Source organism: Citrobacter sedlakii NBRC 105722, from assembly GCF_000759835.1.
GTDB lineage: Bacteria > Pseudomonadota > Gammaproteobacteria > Enterobacterales > Enterobacteriaceae > Citrobacter_A > Citrobacter_A sedlakii.
The window spans coordinates 151,980-169,450 of the sequence record NZ_BBNB01000012.1; the positions used below are offsets into that span (position 1 = coordinate 151,980).

Sequence of the window (17,471 nt, forward strand, 5' to 3'; positions counted from 1 at the left end):
AGTCAATCTGTGTTTACAATTTAACCAACTCACGGCCATTCGTTGCGGATTCACCCTACATTTGACCTTTAAAATTCAGGCCAGTTGCATCTGCTTTCCAGAAACTTTCACCCCGCTCCGCCATCTGCAATAACGCATCGCACGGCGTAAACCGTGGACCGTACTGCGAAGCCAGGCGTTGCAATACCGCAACCACTTCACCCGCGCCGAGAGAATCCATATAACGGAACGGACCACCGAGAAACGGCGGAAATCCAATGCCGAATACCGCGCCAATATCACCATCGCGAGCGCTGCGGATAACCTGTTCATCGAAGCAACGCGCGGCCTCATTGAGCATCAGCATCACGCACCGTTCAGCCATTTGCCGGGCGGAAAGCCTGCTCTGCCCCTGAACGCCAATAAGCGTATAAATCGCAGGGTCGACCTGTTTTTTGCTTTTACGCCCTTTTGCACCATAAAGATAGAAACCGCGACCATTTTTTCTGCCTTTGCGATCGTCGTTCAAAATTGAGGAAACAACATTTGCAGGGGCGCTAAAACGCTCGCCATAAGCGGCTTCCAGAACAGGGATAATTTTCGTGCCGGTATCGATTCCCACTTCATCCAGCAGTTGAACAGGCCCCACCGGAAAACCAAATTTCACCAACGCGCTGTCGATAGCGTCGACCCGCTCCCCCTCAGTCAGCATGCGTATAGCTTCGTTGATATAGGGTGCGAGAATACGGTTTACATAGAATCCGGCCTTGTCGCGCACCACGATAGGTGTTTTACCCTGTTTCTTCGCCAGCTTAACGGTGGTGGCGATGGTCTGCTCAGAGGTGGCGGCATGGGGAATGACCTCGACCAGGGGCATTTTTTCAACCGGGCTGAAAAAATGCAGACCAATCACCTGCCCCGGCCTGGCGGCATGGGCGGCGATGTCGCTAATCGGTAAAGATGAGGTGTTAGAGGCGAAAATGGTATGGGATGCGCAGTTTTGCTCAACTTCCGCCACCATCTGCTGTTTTAGCGCCAGATCTTCAAAGACAGCTTCTATGACCAGGTCACGATGGGAAAATCCGCGATAGTCGGTGGCGCCTGAAATCAACGCCAGCTGTTTGTCCCGTTCGCTGGCTTTGATATGGCGACGACGTACCTTCGTTTCAAGCTGATCCCAACTGTACTTCAGCGCATGATTGATGCCGTGAACATTAATGTCTTTAATGCGAACCGGTAAGCCGCCTTTACAGGCCGTCACGTAGGCAATTCCCCCTCCCATCAGCCCGCCCCCCAGCACGCCAACGCTGTTAAGCGGCCCCGGCGGGGCATCGCTACCGGGATCTTTTTTCACCTCGGTACTGGCAAAGAAGATATTGCGTAACGCCTGCGATTGCGGCGTCATCGCCAGCTCGCCAAAAGCGCGGGCTTCCGCGTCGTAACCACTGCTGCTGCCCTGCGCCAGGCCAGTTTCGATCACCTGAAGAATACGTTCTGTCGCCGGGTAGTTACCGTGTGTTTTCAGTTCGGTTTTTTTACTGACCATACGGAACAACAGCGCGCGCCCCAGCGGCCCCGCCAGAACGCGTTCGCGCACCGGCAGCGTTCGCGACGTTGACCGATCCTGTTTAGCCCGTTCAACCGCAGCCTCGAGCAGAATCGACAACGGAACCACATCGTCCACCAGCCCCATCTTTAACGCCTGCTTCGCACGCAGTTGTTTGCCGGTGAGGATCATCTCCAGCGCCGTACTGACTCCGACCAGCCGCGGCAAACGCTGTGTGCCGCCGGAACCCGGCAGCAGCCCCAGTTGTACTTCCGGCAGGCCCAATACCGTTTTGCTGTCATCGGTACAGATTCGCTCATGACAGGCCAGCGCCAGTTCCAGTCCGCCGCCCAGACAGGCGCCGTGAATAGCGGCGATGACGGGCACGGGAAGACCGTTGATTTCCGCCATCAGTTGTTGACCCTGACGCGCCAGCGCCTCCGCTTCCTGCGCGCTTGCGCAGTTGCCAATCATGTTGATGTCCGCGCCAGCAATAAAATTATCCGCTTTCGCGGAAATAAAAACGACGCCGCGCAGTTCCCTGTTTTCGCGAAGCTGTTTCAGGATCGCGCGTACCTGACTCGCAAACTCCGCTTTCAGGGTATTCATCTTTTCACCGGGTACATCTATGGAGATAACCGCCACATTGTCCGGACGCAGATTAAGCGTAAAAGCCGATGTCATTTCCATTATTCTGCCTCCAGTACCATCGCCGCACCCAGACCGCCTGCCGCACAGGCAGTGACTAAACCGAAGCCGCCTCCCCGACGGCGCAATTCGTGCAGAGTCTGAGTGATCATCCGGGCGCCGGTGGCGGCAAACGGGTGCCCGTAAGCAATCGAACCACCGAGCACGTTGAACTTGCTGTCATCCACCTCACCGGTGGCATGGGCGCGTCCCAACACCTCACGGGCAAAACGCTCACTGCCCAGCAGTTGCAGATTCGCCAGCGTCTGAGCGGCAAAGGCTTCGTGCATATCAATCAGCGTCAGATCGCTCAGGCTTAAGCCCGCCCGATCCAGCGCCAGCGGCGTTGACCAGGCCGGTCCCAGCAGCATGTCCTGCCAGACATCGATAGCGGTAAAGGCGTAGCTGCGTAAATAGCCGAGCGGAATCAGCCCCAGCTCTTTCGCGCGGGATTCGGTCATCAGGATCACCGCTGCCGCCCCGTCTGTCAGGGGCGTACTGTTGGCAGCGGTCACCGTGCCATGTTTACGGTCAAAGGCCGGACGCAGTCTGGCGTAATCCGCCAGCGTCGAGTTGCCGCGAATATTGTTATCTTCAGACAGCGGCGCCTTGAACGGCGGCGTCCAGGCGGTCATCACTTCATCGGCTAACTTTCCTTCCGCCCACGCCTGCGCCGCGCGCTGATGTGAACGGTGGGCCAGCGCATCCTGCTGCTCACGGGTGATTCCGTAGGTTTTCGCCATCTGTTCCGCCGTATCTCCCATCCGCAGGCCAGTCGAATATTCGGCGACGGCGGGCGGCACGGGCATCAGATCGCGTAAGCGCAGGCGGGAAAAGAGTTTCAGACGTTGCCCCATCGTCCTGGCTTTATTCACATCCACGAGGACTCGCGCCAGTTTTTTACTGACGCCAATGGGCAATACCGACGAGGAATCCGCGCCACCGGCAATCCCCGCGCGGATCGTACCCGCCATCAGGCTTTCCGCTACGTTAGCGACCGCCTGAAAGCTGGTCGCGCAGGCGCGGCTTACGCTGTAAGCGTCGGTATGCACGCTCATACCGGTGCCGAGGACAATTTCACGGGCGATATTTGGCGCTTCCGGCATCTGGACAACCTGACCAAAGACCAGTTGCTCTATGACGTCTACGGGGATCTCACTGCGGGCCAGCAGTTCGCCCACCACCATTTTGCCAAGATCGACAGCGGGAATACCATAAAAGGCGGTAGCCTGGCGGGCAAAAGGGGTACGTAACCCGCTCACAATGGCAATGCGATCGCCCTGGCGGGTGACCAGCGGTATAGCCTGACTCATAACACTCCCCTGTAAAAATAAAATAAGTGGTCTGACCTGATCATAGTCTTAACCAATTTTTTACATTTAGCCAAGCAGGGGCGGATGAAAGTGAGAGCTGTGACACAGTGAATAATGACGGGATGAAACGAAAAAGCCCCGACAAAAGGTTGTCGGGGCAGATAAATAATGAAGGGATTAACGCAGACCGAGCTGGAAGATCAGGGTTTCGGCTTCGCAGGCAAAGACAAAATCGATGTCCAGGCGCACGCCGTCAGATTCTTCAGTGAAAGTCGAAGTAATTTGGCAAGGCTCGGACTCCACGTTCCGCGCTTTTTCGGTCAGCGCCGCCAGCGTTTCTTCCGCTTCTGCGCGGTTAGCGAACACACGGCTGTATGACGCGGTGCAATCGGAGTTGTCCATGATGGTACCAACGTCCATACAGCAGCAAACCGGGGTTTCATCAGCACTGCATTTACTCATTGTAGATTTCCTCTGTATTCGCACCCAGGGTGCCAGATAAACGATAGCGATATTTTACGCCTCCGACTTTCGCCTCTCCAGTCGTTAATGGTGGGAAATGCGAGAAGTGACCGAAATCACACTTAAAAATGATCTAAAACAAATTCAACCCAAACGGCTATGTGCGCTCCCCGGCAAAATTGCCAGCTGGATCGCGTTTCTGAGATCACAATTGAAAAAACTTATAAACATACTTGCAACATATCAGCTGGTCAGACCTATACTCACGCCACTGGTCTGATTTCTATGTCGTACCGCAGACCCTACACTTCGCGCTCCTGTTACAGCATGTAACATAATTTGTATAAAAATAAATCATTGAGGTTATGGTCATGAGCCAGAAAACCCTGTTTACAAAGTCTGCTCTCGCAGTTGCAGTGGCACTTATATCTACCCAGGCCTGGTCTGCAGGCTTTCAGCTAAACGAATTTTCTTCCTCTGGCCTTGGCCGGGCCTATTCAGGTGAAGGCGCTATCGCGGACGACGTGGGTAACGTTAGCCGTAACCCGGCGCTGATCACTATGTTCGACCGCCCAACCTTCTCGGGCGGCGCAATCTTTGTTGATCCGGACGTGGATATCTCCGGTCGCTCGCGCATTGGTAATGATGCCAGCCAGGATAACATTGCGCCGACGGCGTGGGTGCCAAACCTGCACTTTGTGGCCCCGATTAACGATCAGTTTGGTTGGGGGGCATCTGTCACCTCTAACTACGGCCTGGCGACGGAGTTTAATAACAACTACGCCGCGGGCTCCATGGGCGGAAAAACCGATCTGGAAACGCTCAACCTGAACCTGAGCGGCGCTTATCGTCTGAACAATCATTTCAGCTTCGGCCTCGGTTTTAACGCCGTTTATGCCAAAGCTAAGCTCGAGCGTTATGCCGGCGACCTGCCGCAGCAAATCGTGGCAGGCTCCGGCGGACGTATTCCTCCGGCACTGGCGGCGCAATACCCGGCGGATACCCAGATTGCGCGTCTGAAGGGCGACGAATGGGGCTTCGGCTGGAACGCCGGGATCCTTTATGAAGTCGATAAAGACAACCGTTACGGTTTTACCTACCGTTCAGAAGTCAAAGTTGACTTCGACGGCGATTACCGCAGCAGCCTGCCATCGACTGACCGTATTCCGCCGCAACTGCGTCCGGTCTTTGCCAGCCTGCCTGCTGGAACTAACGGCGGGACGATCGACGGTTCACTTAACCTGAACCTGCCGGAAATGTGGGAAATTTCAGGTTACAACCGCGTCGCGCCACAGTGGGCGGTTCACTACAGCATGGCTTATACCAGCTGGAGTCAGTTCGAAGAGCTGAAGGCGAAAGGCAGCAACGGTCAGACGCTGTTTTATAAAGAAGAGGGCTTTAAAGACTCTTATCGCATCGCGCTGGGTACAACCTATTACTATGACGATACCTGGACGTTCCGTACCGGTATCGCCTTTGATGACAGCCCGGTTCCGGCCAACCGTCGTTCCATTTCTATTCCGGATCAGGACCGCTTCTGGCTGAGCGCTGGCGCTACCTACGCCTTCAATAAAGATGCCTCAGTGGATGTTGGCGTGTCTTACATGCACGGCCAGAAAGTGAAGTTTGAAGAAGGCCCGTACTCTTTCGAATCTGAAGGGAAAGCCTGGCTGTACGGTATGAACCTGAACTACGCATTCTGATCATGGTCAGATGAATAAAAGGGGGCGCCTTCTGGCGTCCCCTTTTTTATGCATCCAAAAAATCATCGTACCCGCTAACGGCGCGAACGCCAGGCCCGGCCAGACGCTTCGCGGTCCGGTATTCATTTATTCTGAGTCGATCTCTTTTAAATCGTCCTGGATCGCCTGCGCGTTCGGGTTTTCTTGCGGCTTGAGCTTCCCGCCGTTGGCAATGAAGTCGTGACGCTGGAAATAAGCCTCACGCACCAAGATGTACGGATCGGAAGACTGACGCAACAGGCCGTCGGAGTCCAGCAACTGAGCACGCGTTTCAATCCCTTCGAGGGTCCACTTACCGATCGACATCGGCCAGGTCAGCCATGAAAGGACTGGATATAGCGTATCGGCCATATCGCCGCCATCCTCACGCAGCGTCCAACTGCCATAGAACGGTAACTGGACGTAAGGGCCATAGCCTACACCGTAATGTCCTAAGGTGCTGCCGAAGCGATGCGGCTCAACGCGCTGCAGTTTCGGGTTCGCCATACCGGCGACGTCAATAAAGCCGCCCATGCCGAGAAGGGTGTTCAGGAAGAAACGGGTGAAATGCACCATCCCCTGATACGGATCGCCCTGCAGAAAATAGTTCACCATGACCGCAGGTTCTTCGAGGTTGCCGGTGAAGTTGCTTAAACCATTACGGGCTGGCTGTGGGACATAATCACGCCAGGCGACAGCCACCGGTCGAACGACATACGGATCCAACACGTTAAAGTTGAAATTGTACATGGTGCGGTTAAACCCTTCTAACGGATCTGAACGCCCCTGTTGTTCTGTACCGGAACTCGCACACCCCACCAGCAGTGTGGTTCCCAGCGCAAGCGCCGACAGGCGAAGCTTCATAAATGTCTCCCTGTTAATTATGGCTATCGCGGATTGCCATCCATGACGGAACGCTAACGTATCCGCCTGTTAAGGTGTGAGCGATTGTAACAGCACGTCAAACGATGTCTATATCACCGCGCCTGTTGAATTGATCATAGCCTGGCTATGCACTCGCGTAGCGCTTCTATTCTAGCCGGAAGCAGAAAAACAAACGTTACCATTTTTGCGATTTCAGAGTTTCTCACCCAGGTATCCAGCGAAAAGCCGCTACGCTTTATCTGACAGGCGCGCATCCAGGAGGCGAATTATGGATAATCTCGAAGACGATAAGATCGACAAGCATAGCGATGAACTGGAAGTAGAAAGCGAGGAAAAACAGAGCGGGAAAAAGATAGAAGTGGATGAGGACCGACTCCCCTCACGGGCAATGGCCATTCACGAACATATCCGCCAGGATGGAGAGAAAGAGCTGGAGCGTGACGCGATGGCGCTGCTGTGGTCCGCTATCGCGGCCGGACTGTCGATGGGCGCCTCGCTGCTGGCAAAAGGCATCTTCCACGTGCAGCTTGAGGGCGTGCCGGGCAGTTTTTTACTTGAGAATCTCGGTTATACCTTTGGTTTTATCATTGTCATTATGGCTCGCCAGCAGCTGTTTACGGAAAACACCGTGACGGCGGTTCTGCCCGTCATGCAAAATCCCACGGCGGGCAATTTTGGCCTGCTGATGCGTCTGTGGGGCGTGGTGCTGCTGGGTAACGTGCTCGGTACCGGCATTGCCGCCTGGGCGTTTGAGTATATGCCCATTTTTGATGAAGAAACCCGTGACGCGTTTGTCAAAATCGGCATGGACGTGATGAAAAACACGCCGACCGAAATGTTTGCCAACGCGATCATTTCCGGTTGGTTAATCGCGACCATGGTGTGGATGTTTCCGGCAGCCGGCGCGGCGAAAATTGTGGTCATCATCCTGATGACGTGGCTGATTGCCCTGGGCGATACCACCCATATCGTCGTGGGATCGGTGGAGATCCTTTACCTCGTCTTTAACGGCACCCTGCACTGGAGCGACTTCTTATGGCCGTTTGCCCTGCCAACACTGGCGGGTAATATCTGCGGCGGTACCTTTATTTTCGCCCTGATGAGCCACGCGCAGATCCGTAACGACATGAGCAACAAGCGTAAAGAAGAAGCGCGACTTCACGCCGAGCGGTTCAAAAAACAGCAGAAAGAGCAGGAAAAACAATCCTGAATGGCGATGGTTTGAGCAGTCAGGCGGCACCGTACTTACTCCGGCGAACAAAAACCGCTATACTCGTGCCGCTTCGTCCCCTTAGTTAAATGGATATAACGAGCCCCTCCTAAGGGCTAGTTGCAGGTTCGATTCCTGCAGGGGACACCATGAACACTTCTCACTAAGTCCAATTAATTCTATAACTCACTGTTTTAACTGTTTTCATCTCCTTATAGTCGTCCAGCACAGTACCATTATTTCTAATGGAATCTATACATCTTTGCGTATTACATTGTGTATAACTGAGTTCGATCTTTTTTCTATACACATGCTGCTATCTGACATCCAAATAAAAAGAGCAAAACCGAAGGACAAACCCTTTACGCTTAACGATGGTATGGGACTATCACTCCTCATCGACACAACGGGCAGCAAAGGCTGGCGTTTCCGCTATCGCTTTGCAGGTAAGCCGAAGATGATTTCCTTTGGTGTATATGGCGATGTGTCGTTGGCACAGGCACGTACCAAACGTGACGAAGCCCGTTCGATGTTGGCCAAAGGGATCAACCCAAGTGAAGCCAGAAAGGCAAATAAGATTGCTTTGCAGTTTGCTCATGAGAACAACTTTGAATCTGTGGCCAGAGAATGGCACTCATCGAAAAAAGCCACCTGGTCAGAGTGAAAATAGACCCGTTTTAGTTCCATGCATTTTTTGAGATCCCGGCCAGATAATGTTGTTGTCGGTTCTCCTCTGGTGTCATATTGCTCAGTGATTCATGCGGGCGTTCACAGTTATATTCTGACGACCATTTTTCCGTGATTTCCCGCACTTCATTCAGCGTTCTGAACAGATAAAAATCGAGTATTTCTGTACGGTATGTCCGGTTAAAGCGCTCAATGAAAGCGTTCTGCGCCGGCCTGCCCGGCTGGATAAATTCCAGTTTTACTCCATGTTTATCTGCCCAATCAACCAGCGCCAGAGAGATAAACTCCGGACCATTATCCATGCGAATCATGGCTGGATAGCCGCGGTTTGCCGCGATCCTGTCGGGGACCCGGACCACTCGCGGGGCTGGCAGATTCAGATCGATTTCAATCGACAATGCCTCCCGGTTAAAGTCATCAACGACATTGAACGTGCGAAAGCGACGACCGCAAATCAGAGCGTCATGCATGAAATCAACGGACCAGCTCTGGTTTAACGCTTCGGGCGTAGCCAGCGGTGATGGATTACGCACATGCAGACGCTGTTTACCTTTGCGGCGAAAATTCAGCTTAAGCAGACAGTAAATACGGTGGATCCTTTTATGATTCCACTGGTATCCCTGACGCCGCAGGATCTGAAATAATTTTGGAAAACCATATCGTGGATACCGTTCGGCAGCAGCCTGGAATGCGAAAATAACAGGTTCATCACGAGTGGTATCCGGGCGGTAATGGTAAACCGTTCTGCTCAGATTCAGACTCCGGCAGGCCTGACGAATACTGAGTCCGAATGTCGTTATCAAATGCGTTACCAGCTCACGCTTAAAGGCTGGTTTTAAAGCTTTTTTCGATGACGACTTTCAGTGCCCGGTTCTCAGGACTGAGATCGGCAAACATCTGTTTGAGGCGTCGGTTCTCGCCCACCAGATCCTTTATCTTTTTAATATCAGAAGCTTCCATGCCGCCGTATTTAGACTTCCTGTTGTAGTAAGTGGCTTCAGAGATACCAGCCTCCCGGCAGACATCCTTGACGGTACGTCTGGCTTCAACCGACTTAATCACGGCGATGATCTGGTGCTCAGTAAAACGGTCTTTACGCATAGTGATCTCCTTCGTTGGCAGCGTGAGTATGCCGGAAGATCTCTAAATGTGAATGGCACGATTATGCGGGATACTTACAAAATCACCTGCTATGAATAACCGCGACAATTAAAGCCACGGCTATTCAAAAAGAATACTAAACACTATAAAACCACATTAAGAGCAAGTCAACCTTGATTTCTTTCCATATAGATCTTTTGGTTTCTTACAATTCTGCAAAAATTATCTTGAAACCCCATCATTATATGATGCGTATTATGATTATGGAAAACAACTTGTTCATTCAAATCTTTTTTTATATAAAATGTTTGTGTCGTTGGAGCATCATGACTAAACAACATATATACTTGATCATTATAAAACCCATGCTTAAAACTATTGAAAATAGAGTTAATATAAAACAAGAAATTTGTGTTGTCTGATTCAAAGTTAATACCGTCACCCAAAAGTATTCTTTCGAAGTCATTCCTTGGGGTATCCACGTTAAGTATGGATGCTAAACTATCTTTTCTTAAGATTTTTGTGGTTCTAAATTCTGGGGTAGCCATTACATACGTCAATTGAACCAACGTATCAAGTACTCTTCTCATATGATAGACCATTTCCTCTGTGTAAAAATTAAGGAAATGTTTGTTATCTGGAGTGTGACAAATTTCTGGGGCATTCTCAGCATATATGACAGGTAAGTCCGCAGGAGCCCCAGATAAAGGATTACTTATTATCTCACTCCACTTATCACATGCCATTTTATATAGATGCTGCACCATCCTTACCTGTTGAACAATATGTATTTTCGTAACATGAGAGTTAATTAAAGTATCGTACACAGGATAGTTTGGAAAAAAATCACTCATTGCAGACAGATGTAACATATTTAATGTTGACGAATGTCTTTGCGCATCGTAATTAACTTCTTCAAAAAAATTGTTATTTGCATTCGCAATTGGCATAGCAATCTCCGTTAAATATATAACAAAATCGAATAATAAATCGCTTTGAAGCATTTTAGTCTTAATTAAGTGCTATGATCAACTATCTAAAAATTACCAATGAACCGAGTAATACCAGCAGTAGTATCATTATTCCGAACAGAGGAGCACATTATGCAGAAATGTTCAGAACTCGACATCAAACATATATCCCTCACAATATCCCTGCCGTTGCTATAGCAGAAAAATAAGCACTAAAAATCATAGAGTTACAATGTTTAATGGTTCCTGCAGGGGACACTTTCTCATTCACTTCCCCCTTCCCTGTTTATGCCCTAATAGTTCTCTCCGCGGCTTGCCGATTCATGGTATGACGGAAATCGTGCGGGCGCAGCATGGGCAGAAAATCACTGTCCCTGACTCAGCCCGCACGTTGAGTGGTGCGACGACGCAGAAGGCGTTGATGCCGTTCCGCAGGTTTCCGGCCTTACAGCACTTTACTCAGAAATTCGGCGGTGCGGGGATTAGCCGGCGAAGTAAAGAGCGTCTCCGGCGAGCCTTCTTCCTGAATAACGCCGTGGTCGATGAAAATCACCCGATCCGCGACCTCCCGGGCGAAGCCCATTTCATGGGTCACGATGACCATCGTCATCCCTTCATCGGCCAGTTTTTTCATGACCTCCAGCACATCACCGACCAGTTCCGGGTCCAGCGCCGAGGTCGGCTCATCAAAAAGCATAATTGACGGGTTCATCGCCAACGCGCGGGCAATCGCGACGCGCTGCTGCTGTCCACCGGATAAACGGGACGGCCAGGCATCGCGTTTATCACTCAGTCCGACTTTTTCGAGCAGCATTTCAGCCCGGCCGATCGCCTCTTTACGCGACACCCCCTGAAGCATTTCTGGCGCCATGATCAGGTTTTCCAGCACCGTCATATGCGGAAACAGGTTAAAACGCTGGAACACCATTCCGACGCTTTCTCGCATTTTGTTGAGATCGGTTTTACGATCGTGTACCGCAAAGCCGTTCACCACCACTTCGCCTTCCGTCACCGATTCCAGCGCGTTCATGCAGCGCAGAAATGTACTTTTGCCTGACCCTGAAGGCCCAATGATGCACACCACCTCTTGCGGCTGAATGTCACAATCAATGCCGCGCAGCACAGGGTTGTCGCCAAAGTGTTTATGTAAATTTTTAATGTGGATCACTTTTACCGAACCTCTTTTCCAGACGATTAACCAGTTGCGCGAGCAGGAAGGTGAGCACCCAATACACCAGCGAAATGGTCAGATAGGGTTCCCAGTAAGTGGCGTAGGCGCCCGAGACCGTACGCGCCGCATACGCCAGATCGGCAAGCCCGATGGCCGACGCCAGAGAGGAGTCTTTGACAATCGCGATAGCGTTATTGCCCAGTGGCGGAAGAATACGGCGAAAGGCCTGTGGAAGAATCACTTTGCGCATGGTTTTCCACCATGGCATTCCGAGCGCGCGTGAGGCTTCCATTTGTCCAGGGTCAATCGACTGGATCCCCGCACGAAAGATTTCAGAAACGTAAGCGCCTGCGTTCAGCGTAATGGCGACGATACAGGATAAAAACGCGCCATAGCCCGACCGCAGTTCGCGGGCAACGTCCGCGCTCATGATTCCGCTGGTCACCAGTATCCCGTCACGCGGGTTAATGAACAGGGGAACCAGCGCAAAATGGACCACCATGATCTGTACAAACAGGGGCGTGCCGCGAAACGCGCTGACGTAAAAGCGCACCGGAAACTGAACCAGATAGCGCAATGCATACTTCCAGAAGCCATGTTCGGCCTTCGCCATTCGGCCAAGGCCCAGCGTCAGACCCCAGAGCGTGCCGAGAAAGACGCAAATGATTGTGCATTTAATTGTCATCCACGCGCCTTCCATAAAGAGCGGCGCATACTCCTGGATGATTTCCCAACGAAATCCCGTCATGGTATTCCCCTGCAAAAAGGCTGACACTCACTGCGTGTCAGCCTAAAAAGAAAGAAAATGAAAATGTTACTCAGCGGGAAGCGTCGGCACTTCGCTGTCGAACCAGGTTTTGTAGATTTTATCGTAGGTGCCGTCAGCGATAATCTTCTTCAGCCCGGCATTGATTTTTTGTTGCAGCTCGGTATTACCTTTGGCAACCGCAATGCCAAAATACTGACGTTCGAATTTTGCATCGGGTACCAGCTTGAACTGTTTTTCCGGGTGCTGCTTGATGTAATACTTCACCACGCCAACATCGCCCACCGCCGCGCTTACGCCATCTTCAAACAGCTCCTGCAGCATTAACGGGGTGTTGTCAAAACGTTTAATCGCCGTGCTGTTTTTACCCAGTACACCGGATACCACGATGTCGCCAGTGCTGGAGTTCACCACCCCGACCTTTTCCTCTTTTAGCGATGCCAGGGAGGTCACAGTGGAATCAGCAGGAACAACGATCGACTGCTCAGCCGGGAAGTAAGGATGGGAAAAATCGACCATCTGCTTGCGCTTATCGGTGATGGTGATGCCTGAAATGATAATGTCGCGATCCCCGGAATTTAGCGTGGCGAAAATGCCTTCCCACGGCGTGTTGACCAGTTTGACCTCGAAATTTTCCGCTTTGGCGATAGCTTTAATGATGTCGATATCAAAGCCTTCCAGTTGTTTCTGGCTGTTTTCAAACTCAAACGGGCGATACGTTCCGCCAGCACCCACGACGTATGTCTCTTGCGCCGCCATCGCTGCGCCCGTCAGGGCGATCATCAAACAGCCTGCTTTCATCCACTTACTGAACATCTGACGCTCCTTCATTGTTTTTATGCACATTTATTGCATAAAAATACACACACAACGGTTCTGATGCAAACACTATCTGGGCAGGCTGTTTATCAATGGAGAATGAGGATCAAGGGAGACTAAAAAAGACGGAAAACGGCGCGCCGATATGTGTAGATGAAGATAATGAAGAATTTTCTGAGTACTGCTTAAGGTTAATTTAAGCCAACCTGCGACTGGCCTAAAGATTATTATTAGGATAATTGTCATTAAAAAAGCAGATTCTGAAAAAGATAGCCACGGCTATGTTCCATTTACGCGATCAATCTGAAAATGGCATTCGCACTCTCAGATTATTATGCGCATGAATGCGAATGCCGGTGAAATAAAAATAACAATGCCGCATACAAATGAAAGTACATTACCTTCAGATTAATTAACGTTTTCCGTAGCCCACCATAAAACGAATCATCAGGCCGCAGGCGGGAGAAAGGAAAAGAAACAATCCCGTGACCATTTCGTCACCAACGGTCAACCACATCGTCAGATAGTAAATGATAGCGGCGAGCGCAACCATCCCGATGAAGGCGCAGACGGCGGAACCCCAGCCTAAAACCTGGCCGACATAGCCGCTAACGCCCAGTATACTTACCGCCAGAAACGCCCAGAAAAAGATCATCGCCGTGCCTCCTTTTGCGTGTAGCCGTAGCGTAAGCCCTTACTCTCCTTACACTTTCCATCTTATGCCAAAGCGATAGCCTCGGCAAATATTGCAACTTTTATTTAACAACCGTACGTTATGCGAATATTCCGTATTGTTCTTTTTTAACATCCTTAAAAACAACCAATTATAAACAGCGTAATTATTTTATCCTCACCATAAAAATATTTACGCTTCTTGATTAATTATTTGTAGCTGACGTTGATCGGGTGATGGTACATTATGTGTCCAGCATTCATGCCCCTCGTGGTTTTATCCTGAAGCAGTTTTACACTCTTTACGGGAACCATTGTCGTACATGATGGACTAAGAATTGAGTGTACCGCGTTGGACTCCACATCTTCTGCGATACAACATTTATTATCGGCAGAAGGTCTCTATGTTCCCAACATGCAAATTTTCCCGCGCGTTTTTGCATCCGCGCTACTGGCTCACCTGGTTTGGTCTGGGTGTTCTCTGGTTACTGGTGCAATTGCCTTACCCTGTCCTGCGCGCGCTTGGTACCCGTACCGGTACGCTCGCCCGTCCGTTTCTGAAACGCCGCGAATCCATTGCGCGTAAAAATCTTGAGCTTTGCTTTCCGTCTTATACCGCCGAACAGCGGGAAACGATGATCGTTGAAAATTTCCGCTCGCTCGGTATGGCGCTGCTGGAAACCGGCATGGCCTGGTTCTGGCCCGACCGTCGCGTGCGTAAATGGTTTGACGTTGAAGGCCTGGATAACCTGAAACGCGCCCAGATGCAGAACCGCGGCGTTATGGTTGTGGGCGTACACTTTATGTCGCTGGAGCTGGGAGGACGCGTCATGGGTCTTTGCCAGCCGATGATGGCGACCTACCGTCCGCATAACAATCCGCTGATGGAGTGGGTGCAAACCCGGGGCCGTATGCGTTCCAACAAAGCGATGATTGGCAGAAACAACCTTCGCGGTATTGTCGGCGCGCTGAAAAAAGGCGAAGCCGTGTGGTTTGCGCCGGATCAGGATTACGGCCCGAAAGGCAGTTCCTTCGCACCTTTCTTCGCCGTGAAGAATGTCGCTACAACGAATGGTACCTATGTGCTGTCACGACTGTCGGGGGCGGCAATGCTCACCGTCACGATGGTGAGAAAGGCCGACAACCACGGTTATCGTCTGTATATCACCCCACAAATGGAAGGCTATCCGACGGATGAAAGCCAGGCGGCAGCCTACATGAACAAAATCATCGAAAAAGAGATCATGCGCGCGCCGGAGCAGTATCTCTGGATCCACCGCCGCTTCAAAACCCGTCCGTTAGGTGAAGCATCCCTCTACGTTTAAAAAGGCCGCAAGGCCTTTTTTATTGCTGCAACCAGAATAACCTTGATTTTATTCCGGTTTTATTGCGTCTCTTCTGCCCTGATATTGGCGTCGCTGAAGTGCAATTTATTACCGGCAGAAATTAAACTGTCGCCGAATCACGACACTTGTAAGTTACTAAAAGTAAATAAGAAAATGCCACTTGTCTCACTCCATTTTTAGGCGTACATTAGCGCCGTCTGGAGCAAAGAAGCACAGAATTCTGAGGCGGTGCCAGAGGTCAGTTCGGGAACATTCCGAGTTTCCGTGTTGCGGGTACCGGCTCTCTATAATCAAATGAGATGAAAATTCATTCAGGCGTATCAGTCACGACGCGGAGAGATGAAACGTGAAATATTTCTTTATGGGCATTTCTTTTATGGTCATCGTTTGGGCCGGTACGTTTGCCCTGATGATCTAAAGACAGCAATGCAGCAAAAAAACAGGAGCCGCCAGGCTCCTGTTTGCTTTTGTCGGCGTTATGTCATTGCTCTAAGAGTTTACGGCTGAAGGCCTGATAAACGCAGCGCCATCAGGCAAGATGTCCACCCGCCCGGTACACCGCTAAAACGGTGGTTTAGCTGGCGGATTCAGAAACGGACTTTGCCGCAGCAGGCAACAGCCCGTCCGCGCGGAACATTGCTTTGATACCTCTGATAGCCTGACGAATACGATCGCGGTTCTCAATGAGCGCAAAGCGCACGTGCGTATCGCCATAGTCACCAAAACCGATGCCCGGTGACACGCAGACCTTTGCGTCATTCAGCAGTTTTTTGGCGAACTCCAGCGACCCCATTGCCGCATACTGTTCCGGGATTTTTGCCCACACATACATAGACGCCCTGGGCATATCGACCATCCACCCGGCTTCATGCAGCCCTTTCACCAGAACGTCGCGGCGGCGCTTGTACTGCTCAGCAATGTCTCGCACGCACTGCTGGTCTCCTTCCAGCGCCGCAATCGCCGCGACCTGCAGCGGCGTAAAAGTGCCGTAATCATGGTAACTTTTAATTCTCGCCAGCGCGCTGACCAGCGTTTTGTTGCCGACCATAAAACCAATGCGCCAGCCCGCCATGTTGTAGCTTTTCGACAAGGTGAAAAACTCCACCGCCACGTCGCGCGCACCGGGCACCTGCATGATCGACGGCGCTTTCCAGCCGTCATACACGATGTCGGCATAGGCCAGATCGTGAACCACCAGCACGTCATAGCGCTTCGCCAGCGCCACGACCCTCTCAAAAAATTCCAGTTCCACGCACTGGGCGGTTGGGTTCGATGGAAAACCGAGAATCATCATCTTCGGCTTCGGATAACTTTCGCGGATCGCACGCTCAAGCTCGTTGAAGAAATCGACGCCTTCCACCAACGGCACCGATCGCACCTGGGCACCGGCTATCACCGCGCCGTAAATATGGATGGGATAACTGGGGTTGGGTACCAGCACGGTATCGCCATGATCGAGCGTAGCCAGCATCAGGTGGGCCAGCCCCTCTTTCGAACCGATGGTAACAATAGCCTCAGATTCCGGATCGATATCGACCGCATACCGTTCCTGATACCAGCGGGAGATCGCCCGGCGCAGGCGCGGTATACCGCGAGAGGTGGAATAACCGTGCGTATCCGGGCGCTGGGCTACGGTGCACAATTTTTCGACAATGTGAGGCGGCGTCGCGCCGTCCGGGTTTCCCATACTGAAATCGATAATGTCTTCGCCGCGCCGACGCGCAGCCATCTTCAGTTCAGCTGTGATGTTAAACACATAGGGAGGGAGACGATCGATACGCGTAAAGCGACGTTCAGGGCGAGAGTCAGCCATAATTTCCTCAGATTAACGTTAGCGCCCGGACCGTCCGAGCGACGCTGCCACGATGGTGGCACGCTTAGAAAATAGCCTGAATAATTTCTCGCTGTCGAGAGGGAAAGGAAAATATTTTTTCACCCACAAAAAGGGGAAGTACTATTTTAAACGGGGAAACTTCGTAGTTTTACTGGTTTCGAAGGTTACTTTTTAATAACATTTTGTCCTTAAACTAATAACCAATCTGCATACTGTTTTTGCAAGGACCCTGTCATTAAACCGCTTTATTAACTATCCCCTTTTGAAAACAGGGTTTTTCCTCATTAGAAAGGTTGATGAG

At 51.3% G+C, this 17,471-nt stretch carries 15 protein-coding genes, 1 tRNA gene and 1 pseudogene; 6 read left to right on the forward strand and 11 right to left on the reverse strand.

The features are described from left to right. Nucleotides 1-55: 55 nt before the first annotated feature. The 3 genes from fadJ to CSE01S_RS16500 form a co-directional block, all read right to left on the reverse strand. Nucleotides 56-2,215: a fatty acid oxidation complex subunit alpha FadJ gene (gene fadJ / locus CSE01S_RS16490; RefSeq protein ID WP_042290768.1), complete on the reverse strand. Its 2,160-nt coding sequence runs from the start codon at nucleotides 2,213-2,215 to the stop codon at nucleotides 56-58. After that, a complete protein-coding gene (gene fadI, locus CSE01S_RS16495; RefSeq protein ID WP_042290769.1) occupies nucleotides 2,215-3,525 on the reverse strand; it encodes an acetyl-CoA C-acyltransferase FadI in 1,311 nt (436 codons plus the stop codon). Before fadI ends, fadJ begins: the two co-directional genes overlap by 1 nt. Nucleotides 3,526-3,702: 177 nt before the next feature. Continuing rightward, entirely contained in the window at nucleotides 3,703-3,987 is a 285-nt protein-coding gene (locus CSE01S_RS16500) for a YfcZ/YiiS family protein (RefSeq protein WP_042290770.1), read from the reverse strand. Between the two features lie 365 nt (nucleotides 3,988-4,352). Here CSE01S_RS16500 and fadL point away from each other — a divergent pair, with 365 nt between their 5' ends. Then, nucleotides 4,353-5,690: a long-chain fatty acid transporter FadL gene (gene fadL / locus CSE01S_RS16505; protein ID WP_082636823.1), complete on the forward strand. Its 1,338-nt coding sequence runs from the start codon at nucleotides 4,353-4,355 to the stop codon at nucleotides 5,688-5,690. 126 nt (nucleotides 5,691-5,816) lie between these two features. Here fadL and mlaA read toward each other — a convergent pair whose 3' ends face one another. After that, a complete protein-coding gene (gene mlaA / locus CSE01S_RS16510; protein ID WP_042290774.1) occupies nucleotides 5,817-6,572 on the reverse strand; it encodes a phospholipid-binding lipoprotein MlaA in 756 nt (251 codons plus the stop codon). A gap of 289 nt (nucleotides 6,573-6,861) precedes the next feature. On the opposite strand from mlaA, the gene CSE01S_RS16515 reads away from it, so the two are divergent. The 3 genes and pseudogenes from CSE01S_RS16515 to CSE01S_RS16525 all read left to right on the forward strand — a co-directional run. After that, complete coding sequence (locus CSE01S_RS16515; RefSeq protein WP_042290775.1) at nucleotides 6,862-7,803, forward strand: formate/nitrite transporter family protein; 942 nt, start codon at nucleotides 6,862-6,864, stop codon at nucleotides 7,801-7,803. A 75-nt stretch (nucleotides 7,804-7,878) separates the two neighbouring features. Next, nucleotides 7,879-7,953: transfer RNA gene (locus CSE01S_RS16520), tRNA-Arg, on the forward strand. Nucleotides 7,954-8,113: 160 nt separating this feature from the next. After that, a pseudogene (locus CSE01S_RS16525) lies at nucleotides 8,114-8,464 on the forward strand (Arm DNA-binding domain-containing protein); the annotation flags it as partial. A 16-nt stretch (nucleotides 8,465-8,480) separates the two neighbouring features. On the opposite strand, the gene CSE01S_RS23135 reads toward CSE01S_RS16525, so the two are convergent. From CSE01S_RS23135 to CSE01S_RS16565, 6 genes are all read right to left on the reverse strand, one after another. After that, a protein-coding gene (locus CSE01S_RS23135) for an IS3 family transposase (RefSeq protein WP_148365426.1) occupies nucleotides 8,481-9,591 on the reverse strand; the annotation gives its coding sequence in 2 pieces (ribosomal slippage) (nucleotides 8,481-9,339 and nucleotides 9,338-9,591; 1,113 coding nt in all). A 167-nt stretch (nucleotides 9,592-9,758) separates the two neighbouring features. Further along, nucleotides 9,759-10,541: a hypothetical protein gene (locus CSE01S_RS16545; RefSeq protein WP_042290780.1), complete on the reverse strand. Its 783-nt coding sequence runs from the start codon at nucleotides 10,539-10,541 to the stop codon at nucleotides 9,759-9,761. A 466-nt stretch (nucleotides 10,542-11,007) separates the two neighbouring features. Beyond that, nucleotides 11,008-11,730 (reverse strand): amino acid ABC transporter ATP-binding protein, encoded by a 723-nt coding sequence (locus CSE01S_RS16550; protein WP_042290782.1) that lies wholly within the window; start codon nucleotides 11,728-11,730, stop codon nucleotides 11,008-11,010. Continuing rightward, complete coding sequence (locus CSE01S_RS16555) at nucleotides 11,717-12,481, reverse strand: amino acid ABC transporter permease (protein ID WP_042290784.1); 765 nt, start codon at nucleotides 12,479-12,481, stop codon at nucleotides 11,717-11,719. The genes CSE01S_RS16550 and CSE01S_RS16555 overlap by 14 nt, the downstream gene beginning before the upstream one ends. Nucleotides 12,482-12,547: 66 nt before the next feature. Then, a complete protein-coding gene (locus CSE01S_RS16560) occupies nucleotides 12,548-13,315 on the reverse strand; it encodes a basic amino acid ABC transporter substrate-binding protein (RefSeq protein ID WP_042290786.1) in 768 nt (255 codons plus the stop codon). Nucleotides 13,316-13,730: 415 nt separating this feature from the next. Continuing rightward, on the reverse strand, nucleotides 13,731-13,973 hold the full coding sequence (locus CSE01S_RS16565; protein WP_042290787.1) for a YfdY family protein: 243 nt from the start codon (nucleotides 13,971-13,973) through the stop codon (nucleotides 13,731-13,733). Between the two features lie 421 nt (nucleotides 13,974-14,394). Between CSE01S_RS16565 and lpxP the strand changes: the two genes are divergently transcribed. Next, nucleotides 14,395-15,315, forward strand: a complete 921-nt coding sequence (lpxP, locus tag CSE01S_RS16570; protein WP_042290789.1) for a kdo(2)-lipid IV(A) palmitoleoyltransferase — start codon at nucleotides 14,395-14,397, stop codon at nucleotides 15,313-15,315. Between the two features lie 367 nt (nucleotides 15,316-15,682). After that, complete coding sequence (ypdK, locus tag CSE01S_RS23140; RefSeq protein ID WP_010723117.1) at nucleotides 15,683-15,754, forward strand: membrane protein YpdK; 72 nt, start codon at nucleotides 15,683-15,685, stop codon at nucleotides 15,752-15,754. A gap of 156 nt (nucleotides 15,755-15,910) precedes the next feature. Here ypdK and alaC read toward each other — a convergent pair whose 3' ends face one another. Continuing rightward, nucleotides 15,911-17,149: an alanine transaminase gene (gene alaC, locus CSE01S_RS16575; RefSeq protein ID WP_042290790.1), complete on the reverse strand. Its 1,239-nt coding sequence runs from the start codon at nucleotides 17,147-17,149 to the stop codon at nucleotides 15,911-15,913. Nucleotides 17,150-17,471: the final 322 nt, after the last annotated feature.